Origin of the sequence: Sphingomonas zeicaulis (assembly GCF_050433225.1) — a bacterium.
In the GTDB taxonomy this organism is placed as follows: domain Bacteria; phylum Pseudomonadota; class Alphaproteobacteria; order Sphingomonadales; family Sphingomonadaceae; genus Sphingomonas_D; species Sphingomonas_D zeicaulis.
The window spans coordinates 248,364-266,514 of record NZ_JBNPXQ010000006.1 but is presented as its reverse complement, the minus strand read 5'-3'; the positions used below and the strand labels follow the sequence as shown (position 1 = coordinate 266,514).

Genomic DNA, 18,151 nt, shown 5'->3' with positions numbered 1-18,151 from the left:
CTAGGGAGCAGTACGAGAAATGACGCAAAGAGTGGCAATCATCGGCGCGGGGCCGAGCGGGCTGGCACAGCTTCGAGCCTTCCAGAGTGCCAGGGCCAAGGGCGCCGAGGTGCCGGAATTGGTCTGCTTCGAGCGCCAGTCCGAATGGGGCGGTCAGTGGAACTATACCTGGCGCACCGGCCTGGATGAATTCGGCGAGCCCGTGCACAGCAGCATGTACCGCTATCTCTGGTCGAACGGCCCCAAGGAAGCGCTGGAATTCGCCGACTACTCGTTCGAGGAACATTTCGGCCGGCCGATCCCCTCCTATCCGCCGCGCGCCGTGCTGCACGACTATATCATGGGCCGCGTCGCCAGGAGCGACGTGCGCCAGCATATCCGCTTCAACACGCCGGTGCGCTGGGTGGAGAAGCGGGAGGATGGCCGCTTCGACCTGCGCTCGCACAATCTGAAGACCGATGAGCAGGTCGACGAGATCTTCGACTATGTCGTCGTCGCCAGCGGCCATTTCTCGACGCCGAACGTCCCCGAATTCGAAGGTGTCGCCGAGTTCACCGGCCGCGTGATGCACGCGCATGATTTTCGCTCGGCGGACGAGTTCGCCGGCAAGCATGTGCTGATGGTGGGCGGCTCCTATTCCGCCGAAGATATCGGCACGCAATGCTTCAAATATGGCGCCGCCTCGGTCACCTTCAGCTATCGCTCACGCCCGCTCGGCTATGACTGGCCCGAGGGGTTCGAGGAACGGCCGCTGCTCGTCCGCCTCGTCGGCAACACCGCCTATTTCGTCGACGGCACCAGCAAGCAGATCGACGCGGTGGTGCTGTGCACCGGCTATCAGCACAGCTTCCCCTTCCTGCCCGATTCGCTGCGGCTGAAGACGAACAACCGGCTGTGGCCGCTCAATCTCTACAAGGGCGTGTTCTGGATCGAGGATCCCAAGCTGATCTACCTCGGCATGCAGGACCAATATTATACCTTCAACATGTTCGACGCGCAGGCCTGGTATGCGCGCGACTATATTCTCGGCCGCATCGCGCTGCCGTCGGTCGAAGAACAGACCGCCGAGACGCTCGACTGGCGCGCGCGCGAGGAGAAACTGGAAAATCCCTATCAGGAGATCGATTTCCAGACCGACTATGTCCGCGACCTGATCGGCCCGACCGACTATCCCGAATTCGACCTCGATGCCGTCGCCGAGCTGTTCAAGGAATGGAAGCACGACAAGGTCGATTCGATCCTCGGCTATCGTGACAAGAGCTATCGTTCGGTGCTGACCGGCAACATGGCGCCGGTGCACCACACGCCGTGGATGCAGGCGATGGACGATTCGCTCGAAGCCTTCCTCGCGGTCGACCAGGCGGCGTGACGGGCACGGTGATGGCGGCAGACGCGGTGGTGGAACGGCTCGTCGTCAGCGGCGGGGATGGCGGCGTGCCGCTGATCCTCGGCGCCGGCGACAGCGTGCGGATCGTCGATCCCGAAGGGTTGCAGCCCGGGTTGCTGCAGGTGAAGGCCGCGGGCCCGATCGCCGAGGCGCTGCCCGCGCTTGCCGATCGGGCCGAGCCGCTCGCCACCCTCCCCGCGGCACTGGCCGAACGCGCGACCGACATTGGCGGCGAGGCGGCCACGATCGAGCTGTTCGGCGCGGAGTCACCCGCGGGCAGCGCGATCAGCTTCACCGCGGAGGCCCCCCTCGCCTGCCTGATCGCAGCACCGGGCGCGCCGATGGCGCCCGACGCGCAGAACCCGCCGACCGACCTGCAATTGTTCGTCACCCGCGCACCGCGCGCGACGGTGGCGGCGCCCCCGCCGCTGGCCGAGCCCAAGCTCGACCTGCGCATCGATGCGGCGACGGCGCGATCCTATGTCGTCAAGGCGGGCGACTATATCCAGATCATCGATGTCGAGGGCAAGCAATGCTCCGACTTCCTCGCCTTCGACGCGGTCGCGCTCGAACAGGGCAAGGAACTGGGGCTCGACCCCACCGTCACCCGCACATTGATGGGCAACGCCTTCGCCAAGCCGGGGCTGCATTCGCGCTATTTCGACGCGACGATGCGCCCGCTGGTGGAGATCGTGCGCGATACGGTGGGCCGGCACGATACCTTCATGCTCGCCTGCAGCGCCAAATATTATGAGGATCTCGGCTATCCGGGCCACGCCAACTGCACCGAGAACTTCAACCGCGCGCTGGCACCGCACGGCGTCGAGGCGCGCAAGGGCTGGCCGGCGATCAACTTTTTCTACAACACCGTCGTCGGCCATGACGAGCAGATCGGTTTCGACGAACCCTGGTCCCGCCCCGGCGACTATGTGCTGCTGCGCGCGCTGACCGATCTCGTCTGCGCCTCATCCTCCTGCGCCGACGATGTCGATGCCGCCAATGGCTGGAACCCCACCGACATTCATGTGCGCGTCTATGACGGCGCCGCCGCCATTACTCCAGGAATCACCCATCGCATGACTCCAGACGCTCCGCCGCGCCTGACGCGGGAGACCGGCTTTCATTCGCGCACGTCCGCGCTGACGCGCAATTTCGTCGAGTATCGCGGCTTCTGGCTGCCCACCTGCTTCACCGGCGAAGGGCCCGTCGCCGAATATTGGGCGTGCCGCGAGCGCGCGGTGGTGATGGACCTCTCCGCGTTGCGCAAGTTCGAGGTGATCGGCCCCGATGCCGAGGCGCTGATGCAGTTGGCGGTGACGCGTGACGTGACCAAGTTTGCGGTCGGCCAGATCGTCTACACCGCGATGTGCTACGAAACCGGCGGAATGATCGACGACGGCACCGTCTTCCGGATGGGGCCGCATGCGTTCCGCTGGGTATGCGGCGACGATTATTGCGGCGTCTGGCTGCGCGAGCTCGCCGCGCGCCACGGCCTTCACGTCTTCGTGAAATCCTCGACCGACCAACTCCACAATGTCGCGCTGCAGGGCCCGCTGGCGCGTGAGATCCTCGCGCCGTTGGTGACGACGCCGCGCCATCTGGCGACGGTGGAGGAGCTGAAATGGTTCCGCTTCACCACCGGTCGGATCGCCGACGTGCCGGTGATGGTCTCGCGCACCGGCTATACCGGCGAACTGGGCTATGAGATCTGGTGCCATCCGAGCCAGGCCGGCGCGGTGTGGGACGCGCTGTTCGCGGCGGGCGGCCCCAGGGGCATGTTGCCGTTCGGGCTCGACGCACTGGACATGGTGCGCATCGAGGCGGGCTTGGTCTTCGCCGGCTATGAATTTTGCGACCAGACCGATCCCTTCGAGGCCGGCATCGGCTTCGCGGTGCCCAAGGCCAAGGAGGCGCCCTATGTCGGCGCAGAGGCGCTGCGCCGTCGTCGCGAGGCGCCGCAGCGCACGCTCGTCGGGCTCGATGTCGCGGGAGCGGAGCCGGTCGGCCATGGCGATCCGGTTTTTGCGGGCCGGATGCAGGTTGGGGTGGTGACGAGCGCGACGCGATCGCCCATCCTCGGCAAGACGATCGCGCTGGCGCGCGTGGACGCGACCTTGTCCACGCTCGGCACCGCGCTCGAGATCGGAAAGCTGGATGGCCACCAGAAGCGCATCGGCGCCACGGTCGTCCGCTTCCCGCATTACGACCCTGACAAGACGCGCGTGCGGGCCTGATCGCCGACACGCGCCACCGGGTCGACAATGGAGAGGATGTCGCAACGACAAGAATCGGGGGTGCGACACATGACGAGCGGGTTGAGTGGAGTTGCTTTTGAGCGTGGCCGCCGGATGGGGCTGGCGGCCGTAACAGCATTGGTCGCGCTGCTGCCGGGCGCGGCAGCGGCGCAAGCGCCCGAGCCGGCGCTGAGCGGTGGCGATACCGCCTTCGTCGCGGCCTGTTCGCTGTTCGTGATGCTGATGATGCTGCCCGGCCTCGCGCTGTTCTACGCGGGCATGGGCCGCACCAAGAATGTGCTGTCGATCCTGACGCAGGTGTTCGCCAGCGCGGCGCTGATCTGCGTGCTGTGGACGCTGGTCGGGTACTCGCTCGCCTTCGCCGAGAACCCGGCCTACGGGGCGGTGATCGGCGGGCTCGGCAAGGCCTTCCTCAACGGCGTGACGCAGGACAGCCTGGTCGGCACGCTGCCCGAATATCTCTATTTCCTGTTCATGATGCTGTTCGCGGCGATCACCCCACCGATCATCGTCGGCGCCTTTGCGGAGCGCATCCGCTTCTCGGCGGTGATGATCTTCATGGCCGTGTGGTTCCTGATCAACTATGTGCCGATGGCGCACATGGCATGGGGCGGCGGCTGGGTGTTCGACATCGGCGCGCAGGATTTCGCGGGCGGCAATGTCGTCCACCTCAACGCCGGCATCGCCGCCCTCGTCGCCGCCTATATGGTCGGCCCTCGCCACGGCCTCGGCACACCGGCGATGGCGCCGCACAACATGACGATGACCTTCACCGGTGGATCGATGCTGTGGGTGGGCTGGCTCGCCTTCTGCGGCGGCTGCGCGCTGGTCGCCAACGGCTTCGCGATGCTGATCATGGTCAACACATTGCTCGGCGGCGCGGCGGGCGCGCTGTCATGGATGCTCACCGAATGGGTGCATCGCCGCCGGCCGAGCACGCTGGGTGTCGTTTCCGGTGCGATTGCCGGGCTGGTCGCGATCACCCCGGCGTGCGGCTTCGTCAGCCCGATGGGCGCGATCGGCGTCGGCCTGCTGGTCTCGCCGGTGTGCGTGTGGGCAGTCGAAAGCCTCAAGCATCGCTTCGGCTATGACGACTCGTTCGACGTGTTCGGCGTCCACGGCGTCGGCGCGTTCGTCGGCGGGCTGCTGACGACGGTGTTCGCGACGCCCGCGCTCGGCGGCGTCGGCTATCTGCAGGACCGCGGCTTCGTGGAGCAGATGGGCGTGCAGATCGGCATCATGGCGTTCAGCATCTCGGTCTCCGCCATCACCACCTTCATCGCGCTGAAGATCGCCGACATGATCGTCGGGCTGCGCGTGAGCGAGGATGAGGAGCAGATGGGGCTCGACGTCACCGCTCATGGCGAGACGGGCTACCGGATGAGTTGAGAATATTTCCTCCCCGAGCTTTGCTCGGGGAGGAAATGACAGCTCAGCCCGCCGCGCGCGGGTAGATGATGATCGACAGGTATCGCATCGGATTGGTGATCAGTTCTTCCGGGCCGTGCTGCGCGCCGGAGTCGAACATCAGGGTATCGCCGGGCCGCAGATGATAGGTCTCGCCGCCGTGGCGATAGCTGAGTTCGCCTTCCAACATGTAGATCAGCTCAGTGCCCTGGTGCGCGAAGCTGGTGTGGGGCTGCGCGCCTTCGTGCAAGGTGATCAGATAGGGCTCGACGATCACCTCGCCGCGCAGCAGATGGCCGAGAAGCTGGTAATTATGGCCTGACTTGGTGCCGCGCCGCTCGATGCTGACGCCCTGCCCCGCCGGCACATAGGAGCAATCCTGCCGTTCCTCGACCGAGGTGAACAGGCTTGAGATCGGCACTGACAGGGCCCGCGCGATCGACTGGATCGTCGTCAGCGACGCCGAGATGCCACCATTCTCGATCTTGGACATCATGCCGAGCGAGATGCCCGCGGCATTGGCCAGATCGGAGACCGACAGATCCTGCTTGCGCCGCATCAGGCGGATCTGCGCGCCTAATTCCTTTTCCAACTGGCGTTGATCGACCGATGGCGCGTTCGAACCGGTCTTATATTCCTCCGCCTCCGGCGGCTCCTCGGCTTTTGCCCGCAAAGATCTCGCCAAATCGACAGCTCCTTGTTTCCATCCTGCTTCTACTCTTCCGTGGCTGGTAGAGTCTGTGCTCCCCTCGACCCGAAATGCTTCCCTATATCATCACGGCGCCATGGCCGTCGAAAGTCTTTATGTTGCTTGGCGCGCGGCGCACCTGTTGCGGCGCCATGCCGAACTGCGTCTTGAACGCGCGCGAGAAATGGCTGCTGCTGGCAAAGCCGCAGATCGCGCCGACCTCAGTCACCGACAGTGCGGTCGCGCGCAACAAATGCTGCGCGCGTTCAAGGCGAATGCGGCGATAGACGTCCTGCACGGTCGCGCCCAATGTCTGGGCGAACAGCCGCTCCAGATGGCGCAGCGAAACCCCGGCGAGCCCGGCCAGCGCCTCGCGCTCGACGGGCTCCTCCAGCGACGACTCCATCGTCGCCAGCGCGCGCAGCACGCGCCCATCCTTGACGCCGAAGCGGTCGGCGAGGCTCGATCGCTGCGGCCGTTCGGGGCCGCGCGTCTCGGTGCGGATGAACCATTCGCCGACCCGCATCGCCAGCGCCGCGCCATGATCGCGCTCAATCAGGTCGAGCGCGAGGTCGAACCCGGCGGTGCCGCCCGCGCAGGTCATCCGCTTGCGGTCGACGACATAGAGGCCCGTATCGAGCGCCACGTCGGGAAAGGCCTCTCGAAACGCCGCCGCATGTTCCCAGTGGATCGTAGCGCGATAGCCGTCCAGCAGCCCTGCGCGCGCGAGCAGATAGGGCCCGCCCGACACCCCCGCGATCGAAACGCCGCGAGATGCCAGCCGACGCAGCCAGCCGAAGGTCGGCGTGTCACGGAACAGGCTGGGATCGCCGCCCGCGAACACCAGCAGCATGTCGCACGCGGTCGCCGCCCCCACCTTCGCATCGGCGACGACCATCGCACCGTTGGAGGCGGAGACCGGCCGTCCGTCGACCGAAATATGCGTCCAGCGATAAAGGTCGGCACGCGCCAGCTCGTTGGCAGCCCGAAAGGGCTCGACCACCGAAGCGTAGGAGAGCAGCGCGAATCCCTCGACCAGCAGCAACCCGAGCATCCTCGGGGCGGGATTGGCAGCCGTCCTGTCGCTTGGAGTCATGAAATCGTCCTGTAGGGACAAGCGGCGCTCTCCGGAACCCGCTAATTTTCCTTCAGGGCAAATAATTTTCCTGGATTTGATAAGCCGTCATGCGCTACTCCGTCTTCAGTCTGCTGGCAAATGCCCTTGGCGGGCATCGCGGATGGCGCCCCACGTGGCGCGACGCGGAGCCGCGCGACGGCTATGACATCGTCATCATTGGCGGCGGCGGTCATGGTCTTGCGACCGCCCACTATCTCGCCAAGGTGCATGGCATCACCCGCGTCGCGGTGGTCGAGAAGGGCTGGATCGGCGGCGGCAATGCCGGGCGCAACACCACCATCATCCGTTCCAACTATCTGCTGCCCGGCAACGAGCCGTTCTACGAATGGTCGATGAAGCTGTGGGAAGGGCTGGAGCAGGATCTGAACTATAACGCGATGGTCAGCCAGCGCGGCGTGCTCAACCTCTATCATTCGGATGCCCAGCGTGATGCCTACGCGCGGCGCGGCAACGGCATGCGGCTGCACGGGGCGGATTCCGAACTGCTCGATCGCGACGCGGTGCGGAAGATGGCACCCTTCCTCGATTTCGATCAGGGCCGCTTCCCGATCATGGGCGGGCTGCTGCAGCGCCGTGGCGGCACCGCGCGACACGATGCGGTCAACTGGGGCTATGCGCGCAGCGCATCCGATCGCGGCGTCGACATCATCCAGAATTGCGCGGTCACCGGCTTCCTGCGCGACGCGTCCGGCGCGGTCACGGGCGTCGAAACCACGCGCGGCAGCATTCGCGCGGGCAAGGTCGGCATGGCGGTGGCGGGGCACAGTTCCACCGTCGCGGCGATGGCGGGTTTGCAGCTTCCGCTCGAAAGCCATGTGCTGCAGGCGTTCGTGTCCGAAGGGCTGAAGCCGGTCATCCCCGGCGTCATCACCTTCGGCGCGGGCCATTTTTACATCAGCCAGTCCGACAAGGGCGGGCTGGTGTTCGGCGGCGATATCGACGGCTACAACAGCTATGCCCAGCGCGGGAACCTGCCGGTGATCGAGGATGTCTGCGAAGGCGGCATGGCAGTGATGCCGATGATCGGCCGCGCCCGCCTGCTGAGAAGCTGGGGCGGCATCATGGACATGTCGATGGACGGATCGCCGATCATCGACCACACGCCGATCCCCGGCCTCTATCTCAATGCCGGCTGGTGCTATGGTGGCTTCAAGGCGACCCCCGCCTCGGGCTGGTGCTTCGCGCATCTTCTGGCCACCGACACGCCGCACGAGACCGCCATCGCCTACCGGTACGACCGGTTCCGGACCGGTCACATGATCGACGAAAAGGGCCAGGGCGCCCAACCCAATCTTCACTGAGGCGACGGCAGATGCGGATCCCCTGCCCCTATTGCGGCGAGCGTGACTCGATCGAGTTCGTCTATCGCGGCGACGCCGCCCCGAGCCGGCCCGCCGGCGAGGACGGCTTCTACGACTATGTCTATATCCGCCAGAACACGGCCGGGCCGATGCGCGAACTCTGGTATCACGCGCAGGGCTGCCGCACCTGGATCGAGGTGGAACGCGACACGCGCACCCATGCGATCGCGGGCAGCCGCTTCGCCGCGGGTCGCGGCGCATGAGCGTGGCCGGCAATTCCCATCGCCTCGACACCGGCGGCCTCGTCGATCGCTCGGCCCCCCTCACCTTCCGCTTCGACGGCAAGGCGATGACCGGGTTCGAGGGTGACACGCTCGCCTCCGCGCTGGTCGCCAACGGCGTCCGCCTCGTCGGCCGCTCGTTCAAATATCACCGGCCGCGCGGCATCCTGACCGCCGGCAGCGAGGAACCCAATGCGCTCGTCACCCTGCGCGGCGGTGCCCATGCCGAGCCCAACAGCCGCGCGACCACGATCAGCCTGTTCGACGGGCTAGAGGCGAGCAGCCAGAACCGCTGGCCCAACCTGTCGTTCGACCTGCTGGCGGTGAACCAGTTGGTCGCACCGCTGTTCGTCGCCGGCTTCTACTACAAGACCTTCATGTGGCCGGCGGCGTTCTGGGAGAAGCTCTACGAGCCGCTGATCCGCCGCGCGGCGGGACTCGGCGCACTCTCCGGCCTGCCCGACCCCGATCATTATGACCGCGACCATGGCTTTTGCGACCTGCTCGTCATCGGCGGCGGCCCCGCCGGCCTCGCCGCGGCGCTGACCGCAGGGCGCGCCGGGCTGCGCGTGATTCTGGCGGATGAAGATGCGCGCACCGGCGGCCGGCTGCTTGCCGAGCGCCATGAGGTCGATGGCCTGCCCGGCGCGCGCTGGGCGGAACAGGCGACGTTCGAACTGGCCGCGCTGTCCAATGTTCGCATCCTTTCGCGTACCACCGTGTTCGGCGTGTTCGACGGCGGCGAGTATGGCGCGGTCGAGCGCGTTTCCGATCATCTCGCGGCACCGCTGCCCGGTCAGCCCCGGCAGCGGCTGTGGAAGATCGTCGCGAAGCGCGCGATCCTTGCCAGCGGCGCGATCGAGCGGCCGATCATCTTCGGCGGCAATGACCGACCCGGCGTGATGATGGCCTCTGCCGCGGCGACTTATGTCAACCGCTTCGCCGCCGCCCCTGGCAAGCGCGGCATCATCTTCACCACCAGCGACAGCGGCTGGACCGCCGCCGCCGACCTCATCGCCGCGGGCCTCGAACTCGCTGCGATCGTCGATGCCCGCCCCGGCCCGATCGCGATGCCCGATGCGGTGCGCGGCGCCGGCGTGCCGGTGTTCACCGGCGCGGTCGTCGAGGATGTCGCCGGCCGCACGATGAAGGCCGCGAGGATCCGCGACGCCGAGGGGCGCCGGCACGGGATCAAGGCCGATTTCCTCGGCATGGCGGGCGGTTGGAACCCAACGATCGGCATCGGCACCAATATGGGCGCCAAGCCGGTCTGGGCGCCCGAGATCGACAGCTTCCTGCTCGACAAGACGCCACCGGGGATGCGCACGGCGGGTGCGGCGGCGGGCCTTTTCGGGCTGCCCGAGGCGCTGCGCAGCGGCGCCGAGACGGCGGCGGCCATAATCGAGGATTGCGGGCGCACGCGGCCGGCACTGCCGCCGCTCGCCACCAGCGCCGATCCGGCGGGCGCACGGCCCTATTGGCATGTCGCCACCCGCCGCGCCAAGGCGTTCGTCGACTTCCAGCACGACGTGACCGACAGCGACATCGGCCTCGCCGCGCGCGAAGGTTTTGTCTCGATCGAGCATCTCAAGCGCTACACGACGCTCGGCATGGCGACCGACCAGGGCAAGACGAGCCAGTTGAACGGGCATGCGCTGCTCGCCGCCGCCACCGGCAAGTCGATCGCCGAAGCCGGCACCATCGCCTCGCGCCCGCCCTATCTGCCGGTCGCGATCGGCGTGCTCGCCGGCCATCATCGCGGCACCGACTTCCGTCCCGAGCGGCGCACGCCCTCGCATGACTGGGCCGCCGGCCAGGGCGCGACCTTCGTCGACGTCGGCATGTGGAAGCGCGCGCAATGGTATGCGCGGCCGGGCGAGACCGACTGGCTGCAGAGTGTCGACCGCGAGGTCAGCGCGACGCGCAATGGCGTCGGCATCTGCGACGTCTCGACATTAGGCAAGATCGACGTGATGGGCCCGGACGCGGCGGTGCTGCTCGACCGGCTCTACATCAACATGATGTCGACATTGAAGGTGGGCCGCGCGCGCTATGGCGTGATGCTGCGCGAGGACGGCATCGTCTTCGACGACGGCACCGCAACCCGCTTCGCGCCCGACCATTTCTTCGTCACCACCACCACCGCCAATGCGGCGCGGGTGATGCAGCATATCGACCATGCGCGGCAGGTGCTGTGGCCGGAGCTGGACGTGCAGGCGACCTCGGTCACCGAGAATTGGGGCACCTATTCGGTCGCCGGTCCGCGCGCGCGCGCGCTGCTGCGAGCGACCTTCCCCGATCTGCCGCTGGACGACGCGGCGTTGCCCTATATGGGCGCTGCCAAATTCCGCTGGAACGGCGTGCCGGCGCGGATCTACCGCCTCTCCTTCTCGGGCGAGCTCGCCTATGAGGTCAGCGTGCCCGCGCGCCACGCCGATGCGCTGCTGCGCCATCTGTTCGCGGTCGGCGGCGCCTTCGACCTCACCCCCTATGGCACCGAGGCGCTGGGCGTGATGCGCATCGAGAAGGGCCATGTCGCGGGCAATGAGCTCAACGGCCAGACCACCGCGGGCGACCTTGGCCTCGGCCGGATGATGTCGACCAAGAAGGACTATATCGGCCGCATCATGGCGCAGCGCCCGGGGCTGATTGCGCCCGACCGGCCGACATTGGTGGGGCTGAAACCCGTGGACCGCAGCAAGCGGCTGCGCGCCGGCGGGCATCTGCTGCCGACCAGCGCCATCGGCCGCACCGCCGCGGACGATCAGGGCTTCGTCACCTCGGTCTGCCATTCACCGACACTCGGCCACTGGATCGGCCTCGGCCTGCTTGCGCACGGCCCCGAGCGCCATGGCGAACGCATCATCATCCACGATCCGGTGCGCGACGGCGATCTGGAGGCCGAGATCTGCTCGCCCATCTTCGTCGATCCGGAAGGAGCGCGGCTGCATGGCTGACCGGCTGAGCATCAGCGAACGCGATGCCGTGTCCCTCGCCAGCGTGATGGCCCGCAAGGGCGTGGACGGATCGCAGATCGGCGCCGCATTGGGGGTCGACGCCCCCACCCGCCCGGCCTTCACCGCCGGCGACGCGATCGGGCTGATCGGCACCGGCCGCGGCACGTGGCTGGCGATCGGCGAAACCGACGCGCCGGACTGGGCGGAAAGTGTCGCCGAAACGCTGACCGGGCTCGCCTCGGTCACCGACCAGTCGAGCGGCTATGTCGTCATCCGGTTGGCCGGCGCCGATGCGCGCCGCCTGCTCCAGCGCGGCATGCCGATCGACCTTCACCCCGACAGCTTCAGCGCCGGATCGGCCGTCACCACCGTGATCGCCCATATCGGCGTGATCGTCTGGCAGGTCGACGACCAGCCGACCTACGACCTTGCCGTTTTCCGCAGCTTCCGGAACAGCCTGATCCGGTGGATAGAAGCCACCGCGGCCGCACTCTAACCCGAACCAACAGGGCATGACCTCGATGAACCCAATTTCCTGCCTGCTCGCGCTTTCCTGCCCGAACCAGCCCGGCATCGTCGCCAAGGTCTCGACCGAGCTGTTCAACCACGGCGGCAACATCACCGAGGCGCATCAGTTCGACGATCCCGAAACCGGCCGCTTCTTCACGCGCATCGTCTTCACCTTGCCCGATGCCGGGGCGGTGGAAACGGTGAAGGCCGGCTTCACCCCGATCGCCGAGCATTATGGCATGGACTGGGTGATCCGCCCGGCCGACCAGAACCTCAAGGTGCTGATCCTCGCGTCCAAGTTCGACCATTGCCTGGTCGATCTGCTCTATCGCCACCGCATCGGCGAACTGGCGATGGACGTGGTCGGCATCGTCTCCAACCATCCGCGCTCGACCTATGCAAGCAGCGATTTCGGCGACGTGCCCTTCCATCATCTGCCGATCACCAAGGATACCAAGCCGCAGCAGGAAGCGCAGATCAAGGCGATCGTCGACGAGACCGGCGCCGACCTGATCATCCTCGCGCGCTACATGCAGATCCTGTCGGACGATCTGGCCGGCTTCCTCTCGGGCCGCTGCATCAACATCCACCACAGTTTCCTGCCCGGCTTCAAGGGTGCCAAACCCTATCACCAGGCGCATGGCCGCGGCGTGAAGCTGATCGGCGCGACCGCGCACTACGTGACCGCCGACCTCGACGAGGGCCCGATCATCGAGCAGGACGTGGAGCGGATCAGCCACCACGACACACCGGAGGATCTCGTCCGCAAGGGCCGCGACATCGAACGTCGCGTGCTCGCCCGCGCGGTTTCCTTCCACCTCAGCGGTCGCGCCTTCATGAACGGCCACAAGACCGTCGTCTTCCCGGATTGAGCCGATCATGACGACGATCATCGATGGCAAGGCAGCCGCCGCGGCGCTGCGGCTGCGCGTGGCGGACGAGACCGCCGCACTGAAGGACGCCGGCATCACCCCCGGCCTCGCGGTGGTGCTGGTGGGCGAGGATCCCGCGAGCCAGGTCTATGTCCGCTCCAAGGCGCGGATGACGGTCGAGGTCGGCATGGCCTCGTTCGAGCATAAGCTGCCAGTGGAAACCAGCGAGGCGGATCTGCTCGCGCTGGTCGCCGCGCTCAACGCCGATGACGCGGTGGACGGCATCCTCGTGCAACTGCCGCTGCCTGGGCATATCGACAGCGACAAGGTGCTGCGCGCGATCGATCCGGCCAAGGATGTCGACGGCTTCCACCCGATCAATGTCGGGCTGGTCGCCACCGGCACCGGCGGCATCGCCCCCTGCACGCCTTATGGCGCGATGCTGCTGATCCAGTCGGTCCAGCCCAGGCTGGACGGGCTGCACGCGGTGATCGTTGGCCGATCCAACATCGTCGGCAAGCCGATGGCGCAATTGCTGCTGCAGCAGAACTGTACGGTGACGATCGCCCATTCGCGCACCCGCGACCTGCCCGAGGTGGTGCGCGGCGCCGATATCGTCGTGGCGGCGGTCGGCCGGCCGGAGATGATCCGCGGCGACTGGATCAAGCCTGGCGCGATCGTGATCGACGTGGGCATCAACCGGGTGCCGACCGATGACGGCAAGTCCCGCCTCGTCGGCGATGTCGCTTATGCCGAGGCCGCGGAACAGGCCGATGCGATCACCCCGGTGCCCGGCGGCGTCGGCCCGATGACGATCGCCTGCCTGCTGCGCAACACGCTGGAAGCGGCGCGCCAGCGCCGCGCCTGACCGCCATGATGGAGGCCGCGCCCGGCCGGATGCTGCTGTTCGTGCGCGGGCTGGAAGTGTCCGCCAGCGTCGGCATCTATCCCGACGAGCGCCGCGCGCGGCAGACGCTGCTGATTGACGCCGAACTGGAGGTGGATCCGCCGGGGGCCGACAGGATCGGCGAGACGGTGGACTATGACCTCGTTCCCCGAACGGTGGAGCGGCTGCTGGCGGCGCAGCATTTCGACCTCGTCGAGATCATCGCGATGACGCTGGCGGATGCGCTGCTGGAGGACCGGCGGGTGCATCGGGTGCGGGTGTGCCTGACCAAGCCCGGGGCGATGCCCGGGGCTGCTGTGGCGGGTGCGGTGTGGAGCGCGGGGCGGGAGTGACTGCCGCCTTGGCTTTCAACTTCACCTTTCGTCCCGAGCGCAGTCGAGGGACATTGGGGTCGCGTTGAAAATCTGGTGTCCGTGACTCGTCCCTCGACTGCGCTCGGGACGAACGGAGGTTAGGGGCGGTCCCTTTGCGAGACCGCCCGTCCGGAAATCACCCCTTCGCGGTGCGCTTCAGCTTCTTCGGATCATCGAACGGCAGTTCCGCCGCCACCGCCTTCGCGGACAGTTCCGCCCCGCGCAGTTCCAGCACCGTGCCCGGCACCGCCTTGTCGACATCCAGCCGGGCAATGCCAAGCGAACGGCCGGTGAGGGTGGAGACCATGCCCTGCGTCACCACGCCGACCTGCCTGTGACCATCGAACAGCGGATCGCCATTGCCTGCCGGCTTGTCCGATTCCAGTTCGATACCGAAGATCTTAAAGCGTTCCTTGCCCTTCGCGCGGTAATGCGCCTCGGCGCCGCGGAAGCCGGTCTTGCCGGGGCTGACGGTGAAGTCGAGGCCGAGTTCCCACAAGGTGTCGCCCTGCGGACCCTGCGGGAAGGGATAGACCTGCGAATTGTCGAACGGGAAGAACAGCAAATAGCTCTCCACGCGCAGCGCATCGAGCGCGCAGAACGCGGCGGGGACGATGCCCATCTCCTTGCCTTCCGCCACGATCTGGTCCCAGATCGCGACGATGTCGCGCCCGCGCGCGAAGATCTCGTAACCGCGCTCGCCGGTATAGCCGGTGCGCGAGATCATCACCGGCTTGCCAAACAAGGTTGTCGAGACATGGCCGAAATAGGCGAGATCGCGGATGCCCGGCACATGCTTCGCCAGATAGTCGACCGCGAGCGGCCCCTGCAGCGAGATGTCATGGAGGTCGTCGTCGAACAACAGCGCCGCGTTGCGGCCGACCACCGCGGGGGCCAGCACATCATGCGCGCTGCCGCCGCCATGGACGACGAACCAGTCGTTCGGCCCCTTGCGATAGAGGATGCCGTCGTCGATGAACGTGCCTTCCTCGCTCAGGAAGCAGCAATAGGCGGACCGGCCCGGCATGATCTTTTCGGCATTGCGCGTCGTTGCATGATCGAGGATCGCGGTCGCGTGCGGGCCGGTGAGGTGGAGCTTGCGCAGGCCCGACACGTCCATCAACCCCGCGCGGGTGCGGATCGCGACATGGTCTTCGGACGGATCATGATCGTAGAACCAGGCGGTCGGCATCCCGATCCAGTCTTCGAGGTTCGAACCGAGCGCGCGGTGCCGCTCTGCAAGGGCGGTGGTTCGCCAGGAATTCGTCATCGTCGGCCTTCTTGCTGGAGTTCGGACCATGATCCACACCGCGGGCCCGCAGGGTGCAAGCTCGTTCGGCAGGATTCGGTCATCGCGAACATCGTGCATCAACCGATCACTCATTGACAAACTTTTTTCTTGATAGGAAAGTAATTCAGGATCGGGGTTGGGGAGCGGCGTTGGCGCAAGTCCATGATTGATCAGGGAATCAAGAGCAGGCCGCGCTATGCGCCGCTCGGAATCGACGCCGTCGCGCGTTACAATCTGTTGCTGTCGGACACCAACGCGCTGCCGGAGGCGGCTTTTGTCGACGGGATCACCGCATCGTCGTTCGACGAGCGCTGGACGATCGCCGGCAACAGCCAGGCGATCCCGGAAGCGGGCAAGGATGCGCGCGACCAGGGCTTTCGCGCGCAGCAGCACATGCTGACCGCGCTGCGCCACCGCCTGGGCCGCGAGACAATGGGCTTCCGCCTCCATGCGATCGGGCGCGAGCCCTTCCTGTGGGCGGTCAATGCGGTTGCCGAGGAAGCGGGCATGGGCCCCGAGGAAGTGCGGCTGTTCGCGCAAGGCAGCGGCGCGCGGCGCGTCTATTGCAATCATTGCCGCACGATCACCGAAGGCGTCACCACCAACATCGTCGCCTGTTCGGGGTGCGGCGCGAACCTGTTCGTGCGTGACCATTTCTCGCGCCGCCTGAACGCCTTTGCCGGCGTGCAGGTGGATGCCGAAGTGCCCGGCGACATTCCCGAGATCGAGACCATCTACTCGTGATCCTCATCGACCCGATCGTCCTGCGCGTCCGCGCCGTCGAGCCGCTAGCGGGCACGCTGAAGCGCATCATCCTCGAAGCCGCCGATGGCGGCCTCCTCCCATCACCGCTGCCCGGCGCGCATCTGCCGATCGTGCTGCCGGCCAGCGCCGCGTCGCTGCGCAATTCCTATTCGCTGACCGGATCGATCGAGGATCGATCGCGCTACGAGATCGTCGTGCGCCGCACCGAGCGCTCGCGCGGCGGATCGGCCTTCATCCACGAGATGCTGAAGGAAGGCGACGTCCTCGACGCGGCTCGGCCCAACAGCCTGTTCCCGCTGCAGGCGCGCGCGCGCAAGCATCTGCTGATCGCCGGTGGCGTCGGCATCACGCCCTTTCTTTCCTTTCTGCCGGTGCTGGCGCAGCGCCGCGCGCATTTCGAGTTCCACCTCTTCGTCCGCGCCGACGAGATCGCGGTGTTCGAGGCGTTGCTGGCGGCGCATGCCAGCCACAACATCCATATCCACCCCGCCCGCGACGCGCTGTCGATCGCGGAGCTGCTCGCCCGCCAGCCGCTCGGCACGCACGTCTATACCTGCGGCCCGTCCAGCCTGATGGACGGGGTGCGCGAAACCGCGCTGGCGCTGGGCTGGCCCAAGGGCCGCATCCACCTCGAAAGCTTCGGTGCCACCGGCGGCGCGCCGTTCAGGGTTCAGCTTGCCCGCACCGGCATCGAAGTGGCGGTGGGCGAAGAGGAATCGATGCTGGAAGCGCTCGAAGCCGCCGGCGCGCCGATCCGTTCGCTGTGCCGCGGCGGCGCCTGCGGTGAGTGCCTCACGCGTGTGCTGGCAGGAACCCCCGAGCATCGTGACCATTTCCTGAGCGACGACGAAAAGGCCCGGGGCGGGCTGGTGATGCCCTGCGTCTCGCGCGCGCTGACGCCGTCGCTGACCCTCGATCTCTAGACCGGACCCGCCGATGACGATCCGCTTCAAGCCCGACGAAACCTTCCGCGACGATTTCCGCTACGCGAACAGCGACGCCGGCATCCTGCGCTTCCCGTTCCCGTTCCCGCAGGACGAATATATGTACTCGGTGAATATCGAGCCGCATGTCCGTGGCGGACCGACCGAGGCGTTCCAGGCGGCGTTCGACATCGACGAGCATTATGTTGCCGAATGCCGCGAACGCGCGCTGGTGCTAGAACAGGATCCCAATCGCTGCATCGTGCTGCCGCACATGATGCCCGCGCAGTGGGACACGCTCGAACTGATCATGGAAAGCCTCGCGCAGGATTATCCCGAGGATTTCCAGCTCGTGCGCGACGGCGATCGCTGGACCTGGACCAACCGGCCGCTGGGGATCGAGGACAGCTTCATCTTCGGCGATCCAACCACCCTGCCCTATGAGCCGTTCGAATATATCACCCGGCAGGCGCAGGGCGACTACACGCTGCAGGACCAGCGCGACAACAATCTCTATGTCGATGGCGGCATGGTGACGACGCAGGCGGATTGGTCGCTGGAATTCAACGCCGGCATGAGCTTCCACGAATGGCACGGCCCCGTGCCGCTGGCGCATGAGATGGGCGTGTTCGACCGCGCGCTGCAATTCCTGCTGAGACTGCAATATGGCAAGCCGGTGCGGCGGCTGAACTGGACGATGACGGTCAATCCGCGGCTCGACACCTCGCCCGAGAATTACCCGATCTGGGGGCCGGACCGCACGACGATCACGCCCGAGAATGTCGGCGGCAAACTGCACCTGCGCGTGGAGTTGCAGACTTTGTTCCGGCTGCCGCGCTCCAACGGCATCTTGTTCGGCATCCGCTGCTATCTGGCGAGCATCGACGAACTCGCCCGCGTGCCCAAATGGGGCCGCCGCCTGCACCGCGTGCTGCGCGACATCCATCCCGATCTGGAGGCCTATAAGGGGCTCAACCGCTATCGTCAGATCGCGATCGACCATCTCGCGCCGTTCGATGACGGCGCGCCGACCTCGCCGGGGATCGCGCCGGAGGTGGAGCGGCTGGCGGGGTAGGGGTTCGGGAGGCCACCATCCCCCGCCCCCTCTCCGTTCGC

16 protein-coding genes are annotated in these 18,151 nt (G+C 66.7%); 13 read left to right on the top strand and 3 right to left on the bottom strand.

Annotated elements, in window-relative coordinates:
* The first annotated feature begins 19 nt into the window (after positions 1-19).
* The 3 genes from FHS96_RS19785 to FHS96_RS19775 all read left to right on the top strand — a co-directional run bounded on the left by FHS96_RS19785 (position 20) and on the right by FHS96_RS19775 (position 5,031).
* On the top strand, positions 20-1,369 hold the full coding sequence (locus FHS96_RS19785) for an NAD(P)-binding domain-containing protein (RefSeq protein WP_429595668.1): 1,350 nt from the start codon (positions 20-22) through the stop codon (positions 1,367-1,369).
* Positions 1,366-3,621 (top strand): trimethylamine N-oxide demethylase, encoded by a 2,256-nt coding sequence (locus FHS96_RS19780; RefSeq protein ID WP_429595665.1) that lies wholly within the window; start codon positions 1,366-1,368, stop codon positions 3,619-3,621. The genes FHS96_RS19785 and FHS96_RS19780 overlap by 4 nt, the downstream gene beginning before the upstream one ends.
* Positions 3,622-3,690: 69 nt before the next feature.
* Entirely contained in the window at positions 3,691-5,031 is a 1,341-nt protein-coding gene (locus FHS96_RS19775; RefSeq protein ID WP_429595662.1) for an ammonium transporter, read from the top strand.
* Between the two features lie 43 nt (positions 5,032-5,074).
* Here the strand turns inward: FHS96_RS19775 and FHS96_RS19770 are convergent, their stop codons facing one another.
* Entirely contained in the window at positions 5,075-5,734 is a 660-nt protein-coding gene (locus FHS96_RS19770; RefSeq protein ID WP_429595659.1) for a helix-turn-helix domain-containing protein, read from the bottom strand.
* 82 nt (positions 5,735-5,816) lie between these two features.
* On the bottom strand, positions 5,817-6,833 hold the full coding sequence (locus FHS96_RS19765) for a GlxA family transcriptional regulator (protein WP_429595656.1): 1,017 nt from the start codon (positions 6,831-6,833) through the stop codon (positions 5,817-5,819).
* Positions 6,834-6,922: 89 nt separating this feature from the next.
* On the opposite strand from FHS96_RS19765, the gene FHS96_RS19760 reads away from it, so the two are divergent.
* Genes FHS96_RS19760 through FHS96_RS19730 form a run of 7 tightly spaced genes read left to right on the top strand, consistent with a single transcriptional unit; the run spans position 6,923 to position 14,035 of the window.
* Complete coding sequence (locus tag FHS96_RS19760) at positions 6,923-8,176, top strand: sarcosine oxidase subunit beta family protein (RefSeq protein WP_429595653.1); 1,254 nt, start codon at positions 6,923-6,925, stop codon at positions 8,174-8,176.
* An 11-nt stretch (positions 8,177-8,187) separates the two neighbouring features.
* Positions 8,188-8,439 (top strand): sarcosine oxidase subunit delta, encoded by a 252-nt coding sequence (locus FHS96_RS19755; RefSeq protein WP_429595650.1) that lies wholly within the window; start codon positions 8,188-8,190, stop codon positions 8,437-8,439.
* Positions 8,440-8,441: 2 nt separating this feature from the next.
* Complete coding sequence (locus FHS96_RS19750) at positions 8,442-11,414, top strand: sarcosine oxidase subunit alpha family protein (protein ID WP_429595647.1); 2,973 nt, start codon at positions 8,442-8,444, stop codon at positions 11,412-11,414.
* Entirely contained in the window at positions 11,407-11,910 is a 504-nt protein-coding gene (locus FHS96_RS19745; protein WP_429595644.1) for a sarcosine oxidase subunit gamma, read from the top strand. The genes FHS96_RS19750 and FHS96_RS19745 overlap by 8 nt, the downstream gene beginning before the upstream one ends.
* Before the next feature lie 25 nt (positions 11,911-11,935).
* A complete protein-coding gene (purU, locus tag FHS96_RS19740; RefSeq protein ID WP_429595641.1) occupies positions 11,936-12,796 on the top strand; it encodes a formyltetrahydrofolate deformylase in 861 nt (286 codons plus the stop codon).
* Between the two features lie 7 nt (positions 12,797-12,803).
* Complete coding sequence (gene folD, locus FHS96_RS19735; RefSeq protein WP_429595638.1) at positions 12,804-13,664, top strand: bifunctional methylenetetrahydrofolate dehydrogenase/methenyltetrahydrofolate cyclohydrolase FolD; 861 nt, start codon at positions 12,804-12,806, stop codon at positions 13,662-13,664.
* Positions 13,665-13,672: 8 nt separating this feature from the next.
* Complete coding sequence (locus tag FHS96_RS19730; protein ID WP_429595635.1) at positions 13,673-14,035, top strand: dihydroneopterin aldolase; 363 nt, start codon at positions 13,673-13,675, stop codon at positions 14,033-14,035.
* 157 nt (positions 14,036-14,192) lie between these two features.
* Here the strand turns inward: FHS96_RS19730 and FHS96_RS19725 are convergent, their stop codons facing one another.
* Complete coding sequence (locus tag FHS96_RS19725) at positions 14,193-15,326, bottom strand: aminomethyl transferase family protein (protein ID WP_429595632.1); 1,134 nt, start codon at positions 15,324-15,326, stop codon at positions 14,193-14,195.
* A 183-nt stretch (positions 15,327-15,509) separates the two neighbouring features.
* Here FHS96_RS19725 and FHS96_RS19720 point away from each other — a divergent pair, with 183 nt between their 5' ends.
* From FHS96_RS19720 to FHS96_RS19710, 3 genes are read left to right on the top strand one after another with little or no spacing between them, the layout of a single operon-like run.
* Positions 15,510-16,091: a dimethylamine monooxygenase subunit DmmA family protein gene (locus FHS96_RS19720; protein WP_429595630.1), complete on the top strand. Its 582-nt coding sequence runs from the start codon at positions 15,510-15,512 to the stop codon at positions 16,089-16,091.
* Entirely contained in the window at positions 16,088-17,035 is a 948-nt protein-coding gene (locus tag FHS96_RS19715) for a PDR/VanB family oxidoreductase (RefSeq protein WP_429595627.1), read from the top strand. The genes FHS96_RS19720 and FHS96_RS19715 overlap by 4 nt, the downstream gene beginning before the upstream one ends.
* A 13-nt stretch (positions 17,036-17,048) precedes the next feature.
* On the top strand, positions 17,049-18,110 hold the full coding sequence (locus tag FHS96_RS19710; RefSeq protein ID WP_429595624.1) for a heme-dependent oxidative N-demethylase family protein: 1,062 nt from the start codon (positions 17,049-17,051) through the stop codon (positions 18,108-18,110).
* Positions 18,111-18,151: the final 41 nt, after the last annotated feature.

What these genes read in the sequence shown, in the direction of transcription:
- FHS96_RS19765 (WP_429595656.1), bottom strand. Translation starts at nt 6,833, where the DNA reads ATGACTCCAAGCGACAGGACGGCTGCCAATCCCGCCCCGAGGATGCTC.
- purU (WP_429595641.1), top strand. Translation starts at nt 11,936, where the DNA reads ATGAACCCAATTTCCTGCCTGCTCGCGCTTTCCTGCCCGAACCAGCCC.
- folD (WP_429595638.1), top strand. Translation starts at nt 12,804, where the DNA reads ATGACGACGATCATCGATGGCAAGGCAGCCGCCGCGGCGCTGCGGCTG.
- FHS96_RS19730 (WP_429595635.1), top strand. Translation starts at nt 13,673, where the DNA reads ATGGAGGCCGCGCCCGGCCGGATGCTGCTGTTCGTGCGCGGGCTGGAA.
- FHS96_RS19710 (WP_429595624.1), top strand. Translation starts at nt 17,049, where the DNA reads ATGACGATCCGCTTCAAGCCCGACGAAACCTTCCGCGACGATTTCCGC.
- FHS96_RS19720 (WP_429595630.1), top strand. Translation starts at nt 15,510, where the DNA reads ATGATTGATCAGGGAATCAAGAGCAGGCCGCGCTATGCGCCGCTCGGA.
- FHS96_RS19745 (WP_429595644.1), top strand. Translation starts at nt 11,407, where the DNA reads ATGGCTGACCGGCTGAGCATCAGCGAACGCGATGCCGTGTCCCTCGCC.
- FHS96_RS19785 (WP_429595668.1), top strand. Translation starts at nt 20, where the DNA reads ATGACGCAAAGAGTGGCAATCATCGGCGCGGGGCCGAGCGGGCTGGCA.
- FHS96_RS19775 (WP_429595662.1), top strand. Translation starts at nt 3,691, where the DNA reads ATGACGAGCGGGTTGAGTGGAGTTGCTTTTGAGCGTGGCCGCCGGATG.
- FHS96_RS19725 (WP_429595632.1), bottom strand. Translation starts at nt 15,326, where the DNA reads ATGACGAATTCCTGGCGAACCACCGCCCTTGCAGAGCGGCACCGCGCG.
- FHS96_RS19760 (WP_429595653.1), top strand. Translation starts at nt 6,923, where the DNA reads ATGCGCTACTCCGTCTTCAGTCTGCTGGCAAATGCCCTTGGCGGGCAT.
- FHS96_RS19755 (WP_429595650.1), top strand. Translation starts at nt 8,188, where the DNA reads ATGCGGATCCCCTGCCCCTATTGCGGCGAGCGTGACTCGATCGAGTTC.